General features: G+C 72.3%; 12 protein-coding genes. 5 read left to right on the forward strand and 7 right to left on the reverse strand.

Annotated elements, in window-relative coordinates:
- Positions 1-267 precede the first annotated feature (267 nt).
- On the reverse strand, positions 268-1,686 hold the full coding sequence (locus ACG83_RS17135) for a pyridoxal-dependent decarboxylase (RefSeq protein WP_054567147.1): 1,419 nt from the start codon (positions 1,684-1,686) through the stop codon (positions 268-270).
- Between the two features lie 191 nt (positions 1,687-1,877).
- Between ACG83_RS17135 and ACG83_RS42480 the strand changes: the two genes are divergently transcribed.
- Positions 1,878-2,054, forward strand: a complete 177-nt coding sequence (locus ACG83_RS42480; RefSeq protein WP_165615411.1) for a hypothetical protein — start codon at positions 1,878-1,880, stop codon at positions 2,052-2,054.
- Between the two features lie 138 nt (positions 2,055-2,192).
- Here the strand turns inward: ACG83_RS42480 and ACG83_RS17140 are convergent, their stop codons facing one another.
- The 6 genes from ACG83_RS17140 to ACG83_RS17165 form a co-directional block, all read right to left on the reverse strand.
- Positions 2,193-3,632 carry a DEAD/DEAH box helicase gene (locus tag ACG83_RS17140; protein WP_054567148.1) on the reverse strand — a complete coding sequence of 480 codons (1,440 nt, stop codon included), beginning with the start codon at positions 3,630-3,632 and terminating at the stop codon, positions 2,193-2,195.
- A gap of 665 nt (positions 3,633-4,297) precedes the next feature.
- Positions 4,298-5,857: a glycosyltransferase family 87 protein gene (locus ACG83_RS17145; protein WP_054567149.1), complete on the reverse strand. Its 1,560-nt coding sequence runs from the start codon at positions 5,855-5,857 to the stop codon at positions 4,298-4,300.
- 213 nt (positions 5,858-6,070) lie between these two features.
- Complete coding sequence (locus ACG83_RS17150; protein ID WP_369812893.1) at positions 6,071-7,444, reverse strand: DUF445 domain-containing protein; 1,374 nt, start codon at positions 7,442-7,444, stop codon at positions 6,071-6,073.
- A 92-nt stretch (positions 7,445-7,536) separates the two neighbouring features.
- A complete protein-coding gene (locus ACG83_RS17155; RefSeq protein ID WP_235497955.1) occupies positions 7,537-7,887 on the reverse strand; it encodes a DUF6343 family protein in 351 nt (116 codons plus the stop codon).
- Positions 7,888-8,213: 326 nt separating this feature from the next.
- On the reverse strand, positions 8,214-9,251 hold the full coding sequence (locus ACG83_RS17160) for a hypothetical protein (RefSeq protein ID WP_054567317.1): 1,038 nt from the start codon (positions 9,249-9,251) through the stop codon (positions 8,214-8,216).
- Between the two features lie 155 nt (positions 9,252-9,406).
- Positions 9,407-11,932 (reverse strand): WD40 repeat domain-containing serine/threonine protein kinase, encoded by a 2,526-nt coding sequence (locus tag ACG83_RS17165; RefSeq protein WP_063793105.1) that lies wholly within the window; start codon positions 11,930-11,932, stop codon positions 9,407-9,409.
- 1,037 nt (positions 11,933-12,969) lie between these two features.
- Here ACG83_RS17165 and ACG83_RS17170 point away from each other — a divergent pair.
- From ACG83_RS17170 to ACG83_RS17185, 4 genes are all read left to right on the forward strand, one after another.
- The gene (locus tag ACG83_RS17170; protein WP_054567151.1) at positions 12,970-16,290 is read left to right on the forward strand and encodes a nitrate- and nitrite sensing domain-containing protein; all 3,321 of its coding nucleotides are present in this window, start codon (positions 12,970-12,972) and stop codon (positions 16,288-16,290) included.
- The gene (locus tag ACG83_RS17175; RefSeq protein WP_006538093.1) at positions 16,290-16,709 is read left to right on the forward strand and encodes a roadblock/LC7 domain-containing protein; all 420 of its coding nucleotides are present in this window, start codon (positions 16,290-16,292) and stop codon (positions 16,707-16,709) included. The genes ACG83_RS17170 and ACG83_RS17175 overlap by 1 nt, the downstream gene beginning before the upstream one ends.
- Before the next feature lie 259 nt (positions 16,710-16,968).
- Positions 16,969-17,340: a DUF742 domain-containing protein gene (locus ACG83_RS17180; protein ID WP_006538094.1), complete on the forward strand. Its 372-nt coding sequence runs from the start codon at positions 16,969-16,971 to the stop codon at positions 17,338-17,340.
- Positions 17,321-17,944, forward strand: a complete 624-nt coding sequence (locus ACG83_RS17185; protein WP_054567152.1) for an ATP/GTP-binding protein — start codon at positions 17,321-17,323, stop codon at positions 17,942-17,944. Before ACG83_RS17180 ends, ACG83_RS17185 begins: the two co-directional genes overlap by 20 nt.
- Positions 17,945-17,962: the final 18 nt, after the last annotated feature.

Genomic DNA, 17,962 nt, shown 5'->3' on the forward strand with positions numbered 1-17,962 from the left:
GGACGATATCGGTGTGGCAATACGAGTGCGGGCAGGGCGAAAAGAAAGCCGGCCGGAAAGTCCGCCGAACTTACTCGCCTATTGTTCCCGGCTACTTCAGGTCGTTAGTGTGGCTTCACTGTGTCTCTCGGTGAAGGATTGTGGTCTCTCGGTGGCGGTGAAGGCGGTCGACGGCTGTCGCGCGGGGGTCCGGCGGCATTGACGCAGCCTAGCGCTGCCCGCCGACAGGCCTGAAGAGAACATGCCGGCCGCGCACCACCGGGCCACTCACGCGTGACAACGGCCACGTGCGTCGGCTATGGCGGCCGCGATCGCCGCGACGGCCCGGTCGACGTCCGCCTCGGTCGTCATCCAGTTGCAGACCGACAGCCGCATCGCCACGGCGTGATGCCACACGGTGCCGGAGACGAGCGCCTCGCCGCCGGTGACGACGAGCTCGATGACCGCCGCCGTGGTCGCGTCGTCGTCGTCGATCCGGACCAGGACCTGGTTGAGCTCGACGTCGTTGAGCACCGCGACCCCGTCGAGCGCGCCCAGCGCGTCGGCGAGGCGCCGGGCATGCGCGCAGCAGCGGTCCACCAGGTCGGTCAGGCCCGCCCGGCCCAGCGATCGCAGCGCGGCGTAGAGCGCGAAGCCGCGGGCCCGCCGGCTGAACTCGGGTGTCCACTCCAACGGGTCGTGCTCGTCGACGGCCGGGGGCGGGATGTAGGGGGCGCGGGTCGACATCGCGGCCCGGTGCGCCCGCTCGTCGGCGACGATCGCGATGCCGCAGTCGTAGGCCAGGTTCAGCCACTTGTGCCCGTCCGTGGCCCAGGAGTCGGCCTGGTCGATCCCGGCGACCAGCGCGCGTCGCCGGGCGGAGGCGGACACGGCCGCCCACAGCCCGAACGCGCCGTCGACATGGACCCAGGCGCCGTGCTCGTGGCTGATCGCGCAGATCTGCCCCATCGCGTCGAACGCACCGGTGTTGATCTCGCCGGCCTGCGCGACGACGATCGCCGGGCCGGTGCCGGCCGCGAGCGCGACCCGAAGCGCCTCCGGCCGCATCCGGCCGGCGTCGTCCGTGTCGACCACGGTCAGGCGGCGGGAGCCGAACCCCAGCAGGCGCAGCGCGGCGTCCACGGTCGTGTGACGGGCGGCCCCGACGAACACCCGTACCGGCGGCGCGCCGTGCAGGCCGTCGGCCTCGACGTCCCACCCGTACCGGGCCAGGGCACGGTGCCGGGCGGCGCCCAGCGCGGTGACATGGGCCATCTGGGTGCCGGTGGTGATGCCGACCGAGGCGGTGGCGGGCAGGCCCAGCAGCTCCTTGATCCACACACCGGCGACCGCCTCGGCGGCCGCGGCGGCGGGGGAGAGTCTGGCGAGGCCGGCGTTCTGGTCCCAGGCGACCGCCATCAGATCGGCTGCCAGGGCCGCCGGGACGGTTCCGCCGATGACATAGCCGAAGAACCGCGGTGATCCGGTGGCGGCGAGCCCGGGTTCGGCGGCCGCGGCGAGCTCGTCGACGATCTCGAGAGGATCGGTGCTGCCGGCGGGCAGCGGGAGGCTCAGCCGGGCATGGATCTTCGCGTAGCCTTCGGCCGCGCCGACCGGCCGCTCCGGCAGACCGGCCAGGTAGTCCGTGATGTGGGCGAAGGCCCGCTCCGCAGCGGTGCCGGCCTCCCACCGCGGACGTGGCGCCATCGTGCTCCTTCTCCGTCGTTCCCCGTCGTCTGTACGCCGTTCGGGCGTGGTTCGGGTGCCGTTCGGGTGCAGTTCGATGTGTGGACGTACCTCACTGTGACCGCCGACACCTCCCGCACTGGCCGACGCGCCCACTGGATACCGTTTTGGTATTCAGTGCCGATTCGGTAACTCTTCGAAAGGTGTTGCGCATGGATCAGGACGAGTCGGTCGCTCCCCAGACGGGGTCTGCGCCGCACGGCCAGCGGGAGGCGGTCCCGGGCACCGTGGATGGCGTCGAGCTCGCGGAACAGAGCAGCGACGGGCTGTCCTTCGGGTCGCTGGCGAACCCGAAGCGGCTGCGACTGGGCGTATCACGCTCGTTGTGACCGGACCGTCGCGGCCTCGCGCCGGACGATCGGGACGAACCACCAGTGCCCCGGAACGCCGAAGCGTTCCGGGGCACTGTCGCGTGTGGGCCCGCAGCGTCGCGGTCGCCTACCGCGGTCCTACCCGGCTGGCCGGGTTCAGCTGCCGGAGGCCGGCGCGGCCTCGACCCGCGGGGCGCGGTTCAGGCCACGGCCCGTCCGGGCCGGCCGGTGGCCGTCGAAGCGGGGGCGCGAACCGCCGTCACGGTCGCCGCCCTCACGCCCGGAGCCGCTCGCCCCCGAGCCCGCCTGGCCGGCGCCCGGACCACCACGCCGGTAACCGCCCTCACGCCCGGCACCGTCACGCCGTGCGCCGTCACGGAAACCACCTTCGCGGAAGCCGCCCTCACGACGCCCGCCCTCCCGGCGCCCCCCGTCCCGCCGACGGCGGGCCTGGATGGTGGCCGGGTCGACCGGCGGTGCCGGCGGGCCGGCGAGCTCGGTGACGATCGGGTCGTCGGGCAGGGTGGGTACCGGCTGGGCCGGCACACCGACGGCCCGCAGCAGCGAGCGGGCCTTCCCGCGCTCGGCCGGCACGGTGACGAGGACGTCGGCGCCGTCGGCCCCGGCCCGCGCGGTGCGGCCACCACGGTGCTGGTAGGTCTTCGGGTCGTCGGGCGGACCGAGGTGCAGCACCAGGCTGATGCCGTCGACGTGGATGCCGCGGGCGGCGACGTCGGTGGCGACCAGCACCCGGTAGAAGCCGTCGGTGAAGCCGGCCAGCGCCCGGGTGCGCGCACCCTGGGGCATCCCGCCGTGCAGCGGCTCGGCCGGCACCCCGGCCTCGGTGAGCGCCTGCGCGACGCGGTCGGCGTCCCGCTGGGTGCGCACGAAGACCAGCGTGCGCCCGGCGCCACCGGCCAGCGCCGTCACCAGACGGAGCTGGGCCGCACGGTCCACGGATTCCAGCGCGTGCCGCGCCAGCGTCGAGACCTGCGAGACCTCCGGGTCGATCGCGACCAGGACCGGCTCGGGCAGGTAGCTGCGGACCAGGACCTCGACCTCGCGGTCGAGCGTGGCGCTGAACAGCAGCCGCTGGCTGCCCGACGGGGTCATGTCCAGCAGTGCCTTCACCGCCGGCAGGAACCCGAGGTCGCACATGAAGTCGGCCTCGTCCAGCACGGTGATCTCGATCTCGTCCAGCAGGCAGGCGTCCCGCTCGATGAGGTCGGTGAGCCGGCCGGGGGTCGCCACGACCAGGTGCACACCGCGGCGCATCGCCGAGATCTGCCGGCTGATGGACGTACCGCCGTAGACCGGGGTCATCCACAGCCCCAGCGCCCGGGTGAGCGGCGCCAGCACGTCGTTGACCTGCTGGGCGAGCTCCCGGGTCGGGACGAGGATCAGCCCACGGGGCTGGCGCGGCCGGGCCGGGCCGGTCGCGGAGAGCCGGGCGAGCAGCGGGAGGCCGAACGCCAGGGTCTTGCCCGAGCCGGTGCGGGCCCGGCCGAGCACGTTCTCGCCCGCCAGCACGTCAGGCAGCGTGGCGGCCTGCACCGGGAACGGGGCGAGGATCTTGCGGTCGGCCAGGGCCGCCACAAGCTTCGGGGGGAGCCCGGCCGCCGCGAACGACTCGGCGGGCGGACGGGGTGAGCGGGTGGCCAGCGCCGGACGCGCTGCCGGCCGCTCGCCAGCTCTGAAGGGGGCGGGACGGGGCCCGCCGCGACCGTGTCCGCTGGGGCGGGGACGGCTGCCCCGGGCGGGACGGGCCGAACGGTGGGCGGGGCTGGGCTGGGTGCTGCGGGGCTGAGTCAGGGGATCCGCCGATCAGGTCAGGGCCGACAGAACACACGCCACATCGGTTCCACGCGCCATGCGGCGTGGTTCACGAACGCGGAAAGTGTCATCCGGCGGCCGGGGGGCGGCCGGTTTCACGCGACCGGACCCAACCGCGGTTTCGGACCGCCATGGCGCTCGCACCGACCTTGGACATCCGACCTGGTTGATCGGATGTCCCGAGATCTTGTCGCCGCCTCGCGGGCTGGTTGCCCTCGGTGACGCCGACAGGAAGACGTTACCTCCTACCCGGGCGTGATCGGGGGCCGTGCGGTGTGTGCTTAACCATCAGGGGAGGACGTTCTACGTCACATCTGCCCCGGTGAACCGCCGAACAGCGGTTCGCAGTCGTCCGGACGACACTTCCTTCTCGGATGACCATGGCGACGTGGCCACACGCCGGAATGCCCATGCCTGGCATGCATCTGTTACTGGGGGTGCATCCGGCCCGTTCGGGTGCGCGATGCACCCGCGGCCGGCGCGGGATCCGCCGCCGGGCCCGGGTCCGAGGCCGCAGCCGGGGCCTGGCCTGTGGCTGCGTGCGCGGCTGGGCCCGGAGCCGGAGCCGGAGCCAGGTTGGAGAGCGGGCCGTCCCCGGTGGGGAGGCAGGCGCGGACGGCCCAGGCCACCAGCACGATCGTTCCCACGAGCGTGCCGTAGGCACCGATCACCCGGTGGTCATCGCCGTGCACGCGTGCCACAGCCCACAGCGCCGCTCCCAGGCCAGCGACGAGCCCCGCGGCGAGGGCGGCCCGGGCCGCCGTGCGGGGGAGCCCGGCCAGACCCGCCGGATGTTCCGGGCCCCTCGGTCGTCCCTCGCCCGGTGGGCGCGGTGCGCGCAGCGGACGCAGGAACGGGACGGCGACCAGTGGTACGAGGACGACGGACGCGACGAGCAGGTCCATCGGGGTGCTCAGGTGGGGGGTCACCAGCAGCCAGCTACCGGCGGTGAACAGGGCCAGCGGGCGGTTGGGATCACCCGCGCCGGCGCCCGCCCGCGGCCCGGGGACGCCGCGGGTGATCGCGAGCAGCGGGGCGACGAGGAGCAGGAGATAGTGGCTCCACACGATGGGCGACGCCACCAGCGCCGCCGCGATCACACCGGCGAACAGCAGGCCGTCGGCCTCCGCGCGGCCGGCCCGCCGCGCAGACCACAGGCATCCGGCGAGCAGGGCCGCGGCGGTGATCCGCGCCGCCCAGGTGGCGGTGCCCGTGCCCAGCCCGGTGTTCATCAGCAGGCCGGTCAGGCTCAGGCCGTCCGGGGCCTCCTCGCGGGCCAGCACCCCCAGCATGTCCGCGTAGGTGCGGGCCTCGACCGGGCTGTACACCTCCCCGACGGCGGCCAGCGCGGCCAGCGCGGCCAGCGCGTGCACCGTCGCGCGCCACCGGCGGGTCAGCACCAGCCACAGCACGACCGGAAAGAGGAAGAGCTTGCTGTACACCAGGAGCGCGGCCAGCACCCCGGCCGCCACGGGGGTGTCCCGCAGCCGCCACAGGGCGACCAGCCCGCAGAACAGCAGCGCGTTGAGAGTGCCCATCTGCAGGCCGGTGATGGTGCAGGAGGCACCGAGCACGAGGGCGGACGTCCACCAGCCGGCCCGGGCGAGCCGGCAGGCCACGAACAGGGCCACAACCGACAGCGCGATGAACAGGTCGTCGGCTCGCGGCAGGCCGGAGAGCGGGACGAACGGCAGGGACATCAGGTACGGGTAGACGAACGAGAACCCGGAGTAGACCTCGGGGGTGCCCGGCACGGGATAGGGATCCCGCCCGTCGGCGACAGCCGCGCCGGCCCGCAGGAAGACGTCCACGTCGAAGTGGGCGATCGGGGCCACGAAGCCGACCCAGACCAGGGCGATGATGCCCGCGAGGACGAGTGGGCCCGCCGCGTTCGTGACGGTCGCGCCGACGAAGCCGGCCGGCCCGGCCGGCTGGCGTCGCGTGGCCGGGCGGGTGCTCCCGGCCGGTCGGCCCGGGGCCGTCGTCATGACGCCCGCTTCGGTCTGCGCTCCACCCAGTCTCCCGGTTCCTCGGCTCGTGGCCGCTCGGCGCCTGCTACGGCCATGTTCCCACCTCACTGGTGCGCTCGGTGACGCAGCCGGCCGCCTACGTCACACCAGGTGGACCGGGCGGGTGCGGTGACGGTGGCACGGGGCCCGGATCGGGTGGTGAACCGCCCCGGATCAGAGCAGGACCTCGGATCAAAGCAGGACCTCGGTGACGAGGTGGATGAGCAGACCGGCGAGCGCACCCACGACCGTGCCGTTGATGCGGATGAACTGCAGGTCGCGCCCGACGTGCAGCTCGATCCGCCGGGAGGTCTCGTCCGGTTCCCAGCGGGCCACGGTGTCGCCGATCACGGCGGCGATCTCCGCCCGATACCGCCGGACGGCGCGGGTGGCGACATCGGCTGCGGCCCGGTTCACGGTGGCCGCGAGATCGGGTTCGCTCACCAGCCGGGCCCCGAAGGCGGCCAGGGCCTCGGTGGCCCGGGTGCGGGCGGCGCCGGCGGGGTCGGTGGTGAGGTCCAGCAGCACGCCGCGGGCGGTCACCCAGATCGCTGTCACCGCCCGGTCGGCCTCGGGGTGGGCGACGATCCGGCGCTTGAGCGCCTCGACCTTGTCGCCGAGCTCGGGATCGGTGCGCAGCCGCTCGGCGAAGGTGAGCAGAAAGCTGTCGAGGGCGCGGCGCAGCCGGTGCCCGCGGTCGGTCCGCAGATCCGCGGCGAAGCGCAGCGCCTCGGCGTAGGCCCGCGCGGCGACCGCCTCGTCGAGCCACCTCGGTGTCCAGGCGGGTGCCTGCTCACGCACCAGGCGCAGGACCGTCTCCGGGTTGGCGACCAGCCAGTCGGCGAGCTGATCGACGAGCAGGTCGATCAGATGATGGTGTGTGCCCTCGGAGACCACCCGGTCGAGGGCGAGCCCCAGGGCGCCGGCCCAGCGTCGCTCCAGCAGCCGGGGCAGGACGGACTTCTCGACGAGCTCGCGGACGAGGTCGTCCTCGATGCCGGAGATCATCGCGGCGGCCCGGGTGGAGACCTCGGTGGTGACCCGTTCGGCGTTCGCCGGCCGGGCCAGCCATCCGCCGGCCCGGGCCGCCACCCCGAGCTGGTCGACCTTCTCGCGGACGACCTCCTCGGAGAGGAAGTGGGTGCCGACGAAGTTCTGCAGCCCGCGGCCCAGCGCGTCCTTGCGGCGCGGGATGATCGCGGTGTGCGGGATCGGCAGCCCCAGCGGGTGCCGGAACAGGGCGGTGACCGCGAACCAGTCCGCGAGCGCGCCGACGGTGCCGGCCTCCGCGGCGGCGGCGACGTAGCTGACCCAGCCGGGTGCGCCGGAGGCGTCCCACCGCCAGGTGAGGACGTAGACGGTGACCATGAAGGCGAGCAGCGTGGTGGCGATCGCACGCATCCGGCGCAGCCCACCGCGCATCCGGGACTCCGCGTCGGCGTCGCCGCCGGGAAGACCTCCGCCGGGAAGACCCCCGCCGGACAGCCCTCCGGGCATCGCGGCGCCGGGCGGCACACCCGCACCCACGCCCGCAGCCGGCTCCGTGCGCGCCGCGTCACGTGCCATCCGCGCCGGCCCACCCTCCCCGTGGTCCCGCCGGCAGGTGCCCGGCGCGATCAGGAACGAGCGCGCCGCGCCGGCGGGGATCTCCGAACAGCCTACGGGCGTGGGCTCCCGCTCCGTCGTTGCGTGACCATCCGGCGGTGGATCACGATCAGATCGATGAGCGCCGTGGCCCCGATCACCATGAGGGCGACCGCAGGCGCGGTGTGATCCGCGACAGCGAAGAGGCCACTCACGACGCCACAGAAGACCACACCGAACAGCGCCAGCGCGCGCCGGAGACCAAGCGCGCTGGCGGCCGGTGGGGCACCGGTGCGGCGGTCCCCCCAGGTGCCCGGCGAGCGCCACCACGGCTGCTGCCGCGGTTTGCGTTCGGTGCGCTGGCTGGGTACCTGACGGGTCACGTCCTGCGGTGTGCCCTCGTCCGCACCGATGAACCACCTCACGCCGGCGTGGGCGATTGTTCCCCACGACCGCGGCGCACCTGGCCCAGGTTCCGCGTCAGCACCTTCCGTCAACGGGGAGAAAATGACCTGGCATGAAGTTGCCATGCGGATGTTTGGTGGTGGCGGCCCGCATTGCGTGTGGTAAAAGCCTCGTCCGGAGTATGGATATCAAGTAGTGGGAGCGGTGGAACGCTCGGCGCGGGTGTGTCGGACCTTGGCGGAAGAAGCCATTTCGGGGAGGTATCCCTGATTTCGGGACGGGTCGGTCGGCCGCCCGGGGGAGCCGGTGGCGGAATCTCCGGGATGACCGCAGAATATCCCGCGAATCACTGCTTCGACTCGAAGTTTGCCTGAAACTCGCCCGTGCCTGCGGAACCCTTTGCGCCCAGGGCGTCCTCGGTGCCGTCGGTGAGTGCGTCGACGAGCAGCTTTGTGCTGGTGAAATCCACCGGGACCTCGATCACCCGCACACCGTGCCCCCGCAGCGCCGCTCGCAGCCGCTGCCGATGGTCGGCGGCGCGGCGCAGGCCGCCTCGCTGTCCCCACACCTCCACAACGAGGTCGACGTCCAGTGCGGACGCGAGATGCAGCAGGGTCGCCGCCGGCCCCACGGGCGGGTCCTCGACCACCGCCACGCCGATGTCGCCGTGCAGGCCGGCCAGCAGCGCGCCGGCCAGCGCGACCGGGCCGCCAGCTCGCAGGACCCGTACCCGGCCGTGGGCCGGTCGCATGGCGTGCTCGATCCAGAGCCCGGCCGGGCCGGCCTCCGCCACGACGAACCCGCTGGTAGGCAGCGTCTCGGCCAGATCGGCGGCGGCACGGGCGGGATTGAGCGGTGCCTCGTCCTGCGCCGCCAGCGTGCCGACGATCCCGGCCAGCCGTCGGGAGATCGGGTTGTCGGCAGCGTTGTCGGCGGTGACGCCCGGTGTGGCCGTGACGTGGGTGCCGGGTGTGGGGAACGTGGTGTCCGGGAGTGGTACGGCGTCCGGGAGCGGTGTGTCCAGACGGAAGGTGGGGCGCAGCCGGATCTCGTGGGTGCCGGCGGATCGAGCGGCGCTGACCGCGCGAAGGAGCTCCGCCGGCGTCGCCACCTCCTCCACCGGCCCGCGAGGGCCGGGCACCGCGGGGTCCCGTGGCGCGTCGGTGGGAAACAGCAGCGTGAGCACCGCGCCGTCCCAGCAGGCACCCGGTCCGTGGTCGAGCTCCGCGGCCGCCAGGGCGATGAGGCGCGCGCAGATCTCGTCCGGGGCCGGGACCAACCGGGGCGAGGCTGATCCCGCGGCCAGCGTCCGCGCCGCGCGGGAACCGGGAAGGGTGATCAGATGACCGGTTCCGACCGAGACGAGCAACTCTCCGAATGTCATCGCCACGAACGCTCCTCTTCCTCATCGACCGGGGGAGCGGGCGTCGGATCCGGCGTCGGATCCGGTCCGGCCGTTGGCACGCCCTTGTGTCCTCCTCGTCCACGTTCGCGCGCCGAGCCGGGAGACGAAAGCGTTGTGACGCAGATCCGCCCAGGTCAGCGGCGGCAGGGGTCCTCGAACGGGACGTCCGCGATCTCGCGGGACCACCACCGCCGGTCCGGGCCGAGCCCCTGGGCGCAGGCGAGCCGGGTGAGTCGCAGCGGGTCGACGGTGAACACGACGGGCCCGCGCCCGCCACCCGCGATCGCGAAGGTCGTACCTGGTCCGTCGGTGACAATCCTTGCCTGGCCGGTCGTTCCGGTGGCGAGGCGGACGAGGTCCGTGGCACCGCCCGGACCAGGTGCGGACCACACGACCGCGGAACCGTCGTCCGCGGCGGTGGCGGTGCTGCCGTGAATGCCGACGACGACATCGGTCAGGGAGCCGCTGGCCGTGACCCGGCGGGAGTCCAGGACGCGCGGGTGCGCGGGGTCGGAGAGATCCCAGCGGCGCAACGTGGCGTCGTCCCCGCTCACGGACGCCAGCGTGCGGCCGTCCGCGGAGAACTCCGTGGCGTCGACGGCCCCCTGGTGCCCGGTGAGCTCTGCCAGCAGGGCGGGTCGACGCCGGTCGGCGAGGCTCCACACCTGGACCTTCTGGTCGATTCCCGCGGTGGCCAACACGGCGCCGTCGGGACGCAGCGCCGCGTCGGTGACGGGTGCGCTGTGATCGGTGAGACGGCTGAGTATCAGCGGCCGGGCAGGCTGGCTGACGTCCCAGACACCGACGGATCCGTCCCGGGTCACCGTCGCCAGCAGGGTTCCGTCGGAGCTGAAGGTGATCCGCTCGATCGGGCTGATGTTACCGGTCAGGGTGCCGGCCGCCGCCGGTGCCGAGCCGCGGTCGGTGCCCACGAGATGACCGAGCCCGTCGGCGGTGGCCCAGCCGACCCAGGCCCCGTCGGGCCTGATCGTCACGGCCAGGGCACCCTGCGCGCCGAGGTCGAGGGGCGCCGGGAGCACCGGTGCCGTCGGTGGGGACGGTGCCGTCGGCGGAGATGATGCGGTTGGTGACGACGGCACGATCGTGGACGCTGGTGCCGGCGGCTCCGCCGGTGTGGCCGTGGGTGAAAGCCAGGAGCGCAGGTCCCAGACCCGGATGCGGTTGTCGGCGCCGGCCTCGACCAGGCGCTCACCCGACCTGCTGAGTGCGACGTCGACCGCCCCGGGGCCCGCGGCGCGGGTGGTGAGCGCGGTGCGGGCCGCGAACGAGGCGATGACGGCGGTCCCGGCCTCCGGCGTCGGTGACAGCTGGTAGGCGGCGAGCGCGAGCCGGCCGGCCAGCACGGCATCGCTCGCACGGGCCAGATCGGAGCGGCTCGCCAGCTCGCGGGAGATCGCCGCGGAATCCGCGGTCGTGGCCTGGGCGCCGGTGTGCCGCTGCCCTCCGGTCACGGTGAGCGTTGTACCGACCGCGGTCACGAGGACGGCGCCGGCCACCGCCGTGCCGACGAGCAGCGGGGTGCGCCGGGAGCGGCCGGGACGCTGGTGCTGAGCCGGTGCCGGTGCCGGTGCCGCCAACCGTGGTGGTACTGCTGATGGAGGTGCTGGCGCGGGCGCGGGCGTCACCACCGTGACCGGCTGCTCGCGTTCGGGCCGCCTGGATGTCGGCCCGGGTGGAACGGCGGCGGTGGTGGTCTGCTCGGACCGCCCGCGGCGCTGCCAGCGGAGTGCGCCGGTGCGCCGGGACCGGGGCCGGGGGACGGGAGCCGCCGCCACCCCGCCGGTCCCCGCCAGCTGTTCGCGCAGCTCCTCCGCGCTCGGCCGGGCGCCGGGGTCTCGGGACAACGCGAGCTCGACCAGGCCGCGCAGCTCGTCGGGCAGTCCGTCCAGGCGTGGGGGCTCGTGGACGATCCGGTACAGGACCGCGTCGGTCGGGCCGGAGCCGAAGGGAGGCCGGCCCGTGCCGGCGTAGATGACGACGCCGCCCCAGGCGAAGACGTCCGCCGCCGGCGTGATCGGCTCGTCCAGGATCTGCTCCGGTGCCATGTAGCCGGGGGTTCCCACGACCCGGCCGATCTGCTGGCTCACCGTGGTTGTGTTGACCTGCGCGCGGGCCAGCCCGAAGTCGATGACCTTGGGGCCCACCGGCGAGAGCAGCACGTTGGCCGGCGTGAGGTCGCGGTGGACGATGCCGGCGGCGTGGATGGCGCCCAGCGCGGTCGCGACGCTCAGGGCGAGATGTTCCAGGTCACCGTGGCCGAGGGGGCCACGGGTGGAGACCCTCCTGGCCAAGGTCGGCCCCTCGACGAACTCGGTGACCAGGTAGGGGCTGGGCCCTTCGGTACCGGCGTCGAGCACGGCCGCGGTGGCGAACCGGCGCACGCGGCGTGCGTTCTCGGCCTCCCGCCGGAACCGGGCCCGGAACTCGGGACGTTGGGCCAGCTCCGGCCGGATCACCTTGATGGCGACCCACTGGCCACCGGGAGCCGCGGCGAGGTAGACCGCGCCCATGCCGCCGCGGCCGAGAAGCCCGACCGTTCGATAGGAGCCGATCTCGCGTGGGTCGTGGGGACCGAGCGGCGTTACGGCGGCGCCCGATAACGGCGAGCCTGGGACGGAAGACGGCGTGGTTCCCGACATGCGGTCTGTGCACCCCCCGGTGCCGCATCGAACCTGTCACCACACTATGCCCGATCGATCCCGGCGGCCGAGGGGTCGGTGGATGTGTCGGCGGGGGCCGGGGACGTGGCGGGCCGGGGTGGGGCCGGCATCGGTCTCGGTCGCCGCATCACGCACGAAATGCCGTTTTTGACACCTTGCGTGGTTATCGGATGATCCCGGCGAGTTCGTGTCGTGGCACCGACACCTGGTTGTGCTGCTGTGTCGGCACGTGTTGGCTTGTTCACGCCATGGGCCGGTCGACGCCGGTTGTCCGCGCAAGGAGCCGGGGCTCGGTGAGTGCGGGCCCCGGCGCGAACTGAAGACGAATGCCTCACGTTCGGCCGCCGGCTGCCCGGCCCGGTTCGCTCCGGACCGCGAACTCACACCCGACCTGAACACAACAGGCGCCGGAGTTGCTCACCTGCGGCGCTCCGGAACCTGTGAAGCCGGCAGATTCGTACTGTGGGTCGCCGGATGTGGCGTAGGTCGCATCGTGTGGTCGGGTGCCGGCGGCCTGTGCCGCTCCGGCGGGCTGCCTGGTGCCGCAGGACTTGTCACGAGCAGCCGCGCTTCTTTGCGTCTGCGCAGGTAGAACGTCTGCCCGGCGGCATCCGGGACAGTGTTCGGACCTGCTCAATGTGAGATGCCTCACCGCTACCGTGAGCATTCCGTTATATCAACAGTCCCCAGGTAATAGGGACTGTCGATGCGGTGAGTGCTTACAGCCTGTGATTAATTGATTCCTGCTGGGAATACGGCTTCCGTAGGTAGCGGTTGACAATGCCGGCGGCGGTGGCCCGTGTCATCGGTGTGCGAGCGGGACATGTTGAAGGGCTTGTCAGCTCGGTCGCTAGAGTTGTCCGGCGTCGGAGGCTTTCAGCCGAGCGCGGACCGGGCGGCAATCATGCGCGGGCCGTTCTTGTCGCGCGCCGTCCGTCGCGGATCAGGCATCGAATGAGCGATTCGCTCACCCCGCACACGAGGCGCCCAGGCGGGGCGTCGGACGAGAGGACTGGATGCTTCGAAATTGGCCCATCCGCTCGAAGCTGGTGGTGATTCTCCTCGTCCCACTGGCCGCGCTGGCCGTGTTGAGCGCGATACAGGTGCGCGGGGACGTCAACAACGTCCGGGAAGCGGACCGCATCGAGGCGCTCGCCAACTTCTCGATCAAGGCGAGCGACCTGGTCGACGCGCTGCAGAACGAACGGTACGCGACCAACGCCTTCGCCGGCTCGAACTTCAATGCCCTCGCCGCGCCGCTCGCCAAGGCGGTCGAGACGACCCGCGGGCCCGTGGACGAGGCGCTCGCGGTGTACCGGACGGGCGAGCAGGGGCTACCCGCCTCGGCCCGTGAACAGCTCGCTGTGACGCTGTCCGCGATCAGTGAGCATCTCAACCAGCTGCCCGAGCATCGCAAGCAGTTCGACGCCCGCAAGCTCCAGGTCACCACGAACATCGCCTTCTACGACGCCGCCGTGAAGGACCTGATGCTGCTCAACGCCCGGGTCGCCTCGGGTAGCTCCGACGCCAGCCTGGTCAACGGCGCCACCACCCTGGCGGGGATCTCGCAGGCCAAGGAACAGGCGTCCCAGCAGCGTGGTGCGATCGCGCAGATCCTCTTCAAGAAGGGGGCGGACTGGCCGACCGTTCTGGCGCTGCAGGCGACAGCGGGTTCCGAGGACGCCTGGATCGAGCAGTTCCGCACCACCGCGACCGCCGGCCAGCAGGATTTCTTCAACACCACGGTCGGCCGGTCGAAGACCACCGTCGACCAGACACGTGACCGCATCATCTCCACGCTGACCGGCTCCGGGGAACTCACCATGGCCCCGGCGGAATGGGTCGAGCTCGCCAACGCGAAGATCGCGCAGATGCGGGAGGTCGAGCGCCGGGTCGCCTCCGACCTCGGGGCCACCAGCGCCAAGATCTCGAAGGACGCCTCGCGAGGCGCCCTGCTCGGAAGTATCGGCGTCGCGGCGATTCTGATCGTGTCGATCATCATCTCGCTGCTCGTCGCCAGCCCCATGATCAGCCAGCTGCGGCGGCTGCGAGGCGGCGCCCTCGAGGTCGCGTCCGAGCGGCTGCCGGCGGTCGTCGACCGGCTGCACCGGGGTGAGCCGGTGGACATCGACGCCGAGGCCTTCCCCATCCCCGCGACCAGCAAGGACGAGATCGGGCAGCTCGCGGACGCGTTCGCGACCGTGCACGAGGTGGCTGTGCGCACCGCGGTCGAGCAGGCCGCGATGCGCAAGAGCATCGGGGACACCTTCCTCAACCTGGCGCGCCGCAGCCAGGCCCTGATCCACCGTCAGCTCAAGATCATTGACGCGCTGGAGCGCAAGGAGACCGACCCGGACGAGCTCGAGGAGCTGTTCCGCCTCGACCACCTGGCGACCCGTATGCGACGCCACGCCGAGGACCTCATCGTCCTCTCCGGCTCCAAGCCCGCCCGTGGCTGGCGCCGCCCGGTTCCGATCAAGGACGTCGTGCGAGGTGCCGTCGCCGAGGTCGAGGACTACACCCGGGTCAAGGTCCTGCCCATCACCGGTGGGGCGGTCAGCGGCCACGCCGTCGGTGACGTGATCCACATGTTTGCCGAGCTCATCGAGAACGCCACCTCCTTCTCGCCGCCGCACACGCCGGTGCAGGTCGCCGGGCACCCGGTCTCCAACGGCTTCGTCGTCGAGATCGAGGACCGCGGGCTGGGGATGAGCCAGGAGGAGATGGACGCGCTCAACCACCGGCTGGCGAACCCGCCGCCGTTCGACCTGTCCACCAGCGAGCGGCTCGGGCTGTTCGTCGTCGGCCGGCTGGCCGAGCGGCACACCGTCCAGGTGCAGCTGCGTTCCTCGCCGTACGGCGGAACGCTCGCGATCGTGCTGCTGCCCGAGGCCCTGCTGCGCGCCTCGGACGACAAGGCGGAGGACAGCGGCCCCCGTGAGTTCGCCGCGGTGGGAGCGGCGAACGCCGGTGCGCTGAACGGCAGCGTCGCGTCTCTCAACGCCGAGACCGAGATTCCCGCGGACCTCTCCGAGCTCGGCGAGCTGGGCCCGGCCGCCTCGACGAGCAACGGCCGGTGGCACGGCGACCTCGGCGGTGACTCCGCCGACGGGGCCGGCGCCCAGTCGAAGGTCGCGGGCACGCCGACCGCCGGCCCGACCGCGGACGAGACCCTGATCGACGATCTTCCCGTCTTCGCGACCGCGCGGTCGAGCTGGTTCGTCGCGGACCGGCCCCGGGGCGGACGGCCTCTGGACGAGGACTCGGCGCCGCCACCGAACGGTACCGGCGACTGGACGAGCCCGATGCCGCTGTCGGAGGTCACCGACCCCGACGACGAGGCCGCCGGTGACCAGCAGGCCACGGACGACCCCTCCGACGGCTGGTCGCGCGGCGGGTACGGCCGCCAGGAGCAGGAGCCCTCCGACGGGCGCTACCGGCCGCCGTCCTCGTTGTTCAGCCCGCCCGCGACCGGCTCGCTGTTCAACGCACCCCCGGACACCGGCCAGTTCCCCGGCTTCGGGCCGGGCGGCTTCGACCACGGCACCGCTGCCGGGGCCGGCAGTGACGATGGACGTGGCGCCAACGGGGCGGGTCCCGGTGGGTTCGCCAACACGGACTACCCGACCACGGAGACCAGCCGCGGCGGATTCGGCGCGGGCGGGGGCTTCGCGGGCGACAGCTCCGGGTTCCGGCCGGGCGGTGGCGACGGATACGGTGCGCCCGCGCCCGACGACGCACTACCACTGCGCCGGCGCGGGACATCCCGCGACAACGGCAACGGCAACGGCAACGGCTCGGCGTCCGCGTACCACGGAGGCGCCGACGCCGGAACGGGCCAGCGGGACCCACGCGCCGACCGCGCGGCGGGCTACGGCCGCCCGGCCCGGGAAGGCGGCCGAGGCGACGGTGCGTACCGCGGCGGCGAGTTCACGACGCCGGGCTATCCCGGATCCGCGCCCCACGACGGAGGTGCCTCCGGCGACGGCTACCGTACGGGCGGCAGATCGTCACGGGCACCCGGGGGGAACCCCGGCCGACCGCCGTACGGTGCCGATTCCGGGCCGGGCGAGCCAGGCGTCGCGACGGAGGGCGGGGCCGGGGAACCGCCCATCGAGCTCGACGAGCTCGGCCTGCCGAAGCGGCGGCGCCGCGCGAGTCTGGCACCTCAGCTGCGGCGGGAGAACACGGACACGAACCGTACGGCGATGGCCGCTGGTCCGCGTTCTCCCGAGGAGATCCGCAGCATGATGTCGTCCTTCCAGGCCAACTTCGGCCGCGGGCTTGAGGACGGAACGCTGTCCAACGACGGAGATGATGTGGGGAAGGTAACCTGATGCGTCCGCTGGGGCCGTCCGAGAACATGAACTGGTTGTTGAACAACCTGGTCAAGAAGGTCCCCGAGGTCACCTATGTGATCGTGCTTTCTTCGGACGGTCTGCTGCTCGCGACCTCGCGGGGTATGGATCGGGCCACCGCGGACCAGCTCGCTGCGGTCGCCTCTGGATTCAACAGCCTGGCACGGGGGGCCGGTCGTTTCTTCGGCGGCGGGAACGTGCGGCAGACCATCGTGGAGATGGAAGCGGGATTCCTGTTCGTCACGGCGGTGGGCGACGGGTCCTGTCTCGCGATTCTCAGCAGTCCGGGTGCCGACATCGGGCTGATCGCGTACGAGATGGCACTGCTGGTGACGAGGGTGGGTGAGTTCCTGACACCAGAGCTGCGCGCCGAGATCCAGTCGGCGCTCCCGATCTAGGACCTGTCCGAATGCACGCGCGGCGGCGCGTCACGAATGACCCCTTTTCATTATCGGCCCGGATCTGCGGCATCACGATCAGCGCAGTGAGATGAAAAGGGCTCGATGAGCCTTTTCCGTCGTTCGACTCGGACCCGCGGCGTTCCCTGGCCGCGGGCCGTGAGATGGAGAAGGCGCAGTGCCCAGGGCGGCTGGACCGCGCTGGGCACTGCGCCGCGCCGACCGTCGGCACATGACGATCCAAGACAGGAGGACCGCGGTGTCAGGGGATGAGGAATGGTTCGACGACGATGCCGGGCCGGTCGTACGGCCCTACGCCGTCACGGGGGGGCGCACCCGTCCCCGTAACCGGGCCCTTGATCTGGTGGCGTTGGTGACCACCTCGCCACAGGGCCGTGCAATGACGAACACGCTGGAGCCGGAACAGCGCGCCATCGCGGTGCTCTGCGGTCGGCACCAGTCGATTGTGGAGATCTCCGCCCGGCTCAATCTTCCGGTCGGCGTGGCACGTGTTCTTGTCGGCGACATGCTAGATGCCGGGCTGGTGACCGTCTACCGGCCCGAACAACCGGCGGACCGCCCCAGCGTGGCGATTATCGAGAAGGTTCTCAGTGGACTCCAGGCTCTCTAGGCCCCGAGCGCCGGAAACAGCGGCGCCGCATCCGGTCAAAATCATCGTGGCTGGAGGTTTCGGGGTTGGGAAGACGACCTTCGTCGGCGCGGTGAGCGAGATTCCACCGCTCACGACCGAGGCCGCGATGACGGCCGCAAGCATTGGCGTCGACGACACCAGTGCGGTGACCTCGAAGACGACGACCACGGTGGCCATGGACTTCGGCCGCATCACCCTGGTCGACAGCGTCATCCTTTATCTGTTCGGTACACCTGGCCAGGACCGCTTCTGGTTCATGTGGGACGAGCTCGTCCTCGGCGCCATCGGAGCGGTCGTGCTGGTGGACACCCGCCGGCTCGCCGACTCGTTCCCGGCGATTGACTACTTCGAGGAACGCGACATCCCGTTCCTCATCGCGCTCAACCATTTCGACGGTGCCCGTCAGCACCGCAGCGAGGACATCCGCGCCGCGCTGGACCTCGACCCCCGCCGGCCGATGGTCCACTGCGATGCCCGCCAGCGGGAGTCCGTCCGCCAGTCCCTCATCGCCCTCGTCCGCCATGCGCTGGAGGTGGTGTCGGCGGAGAGCCAGCGACCGGGGCTGCCGACCGGCTCGCGATGAGAGAAGCCGCGAGTGCCG

It is taken from the genome of Frankia sp. R43 (genome assembly GCF_001306465.1).
Lineage (GTDB): Bacteria > Actinomycetota > Actinomycetes > Frankiales > Frankiaceae > Parafrankia > Parafrankia irregularis.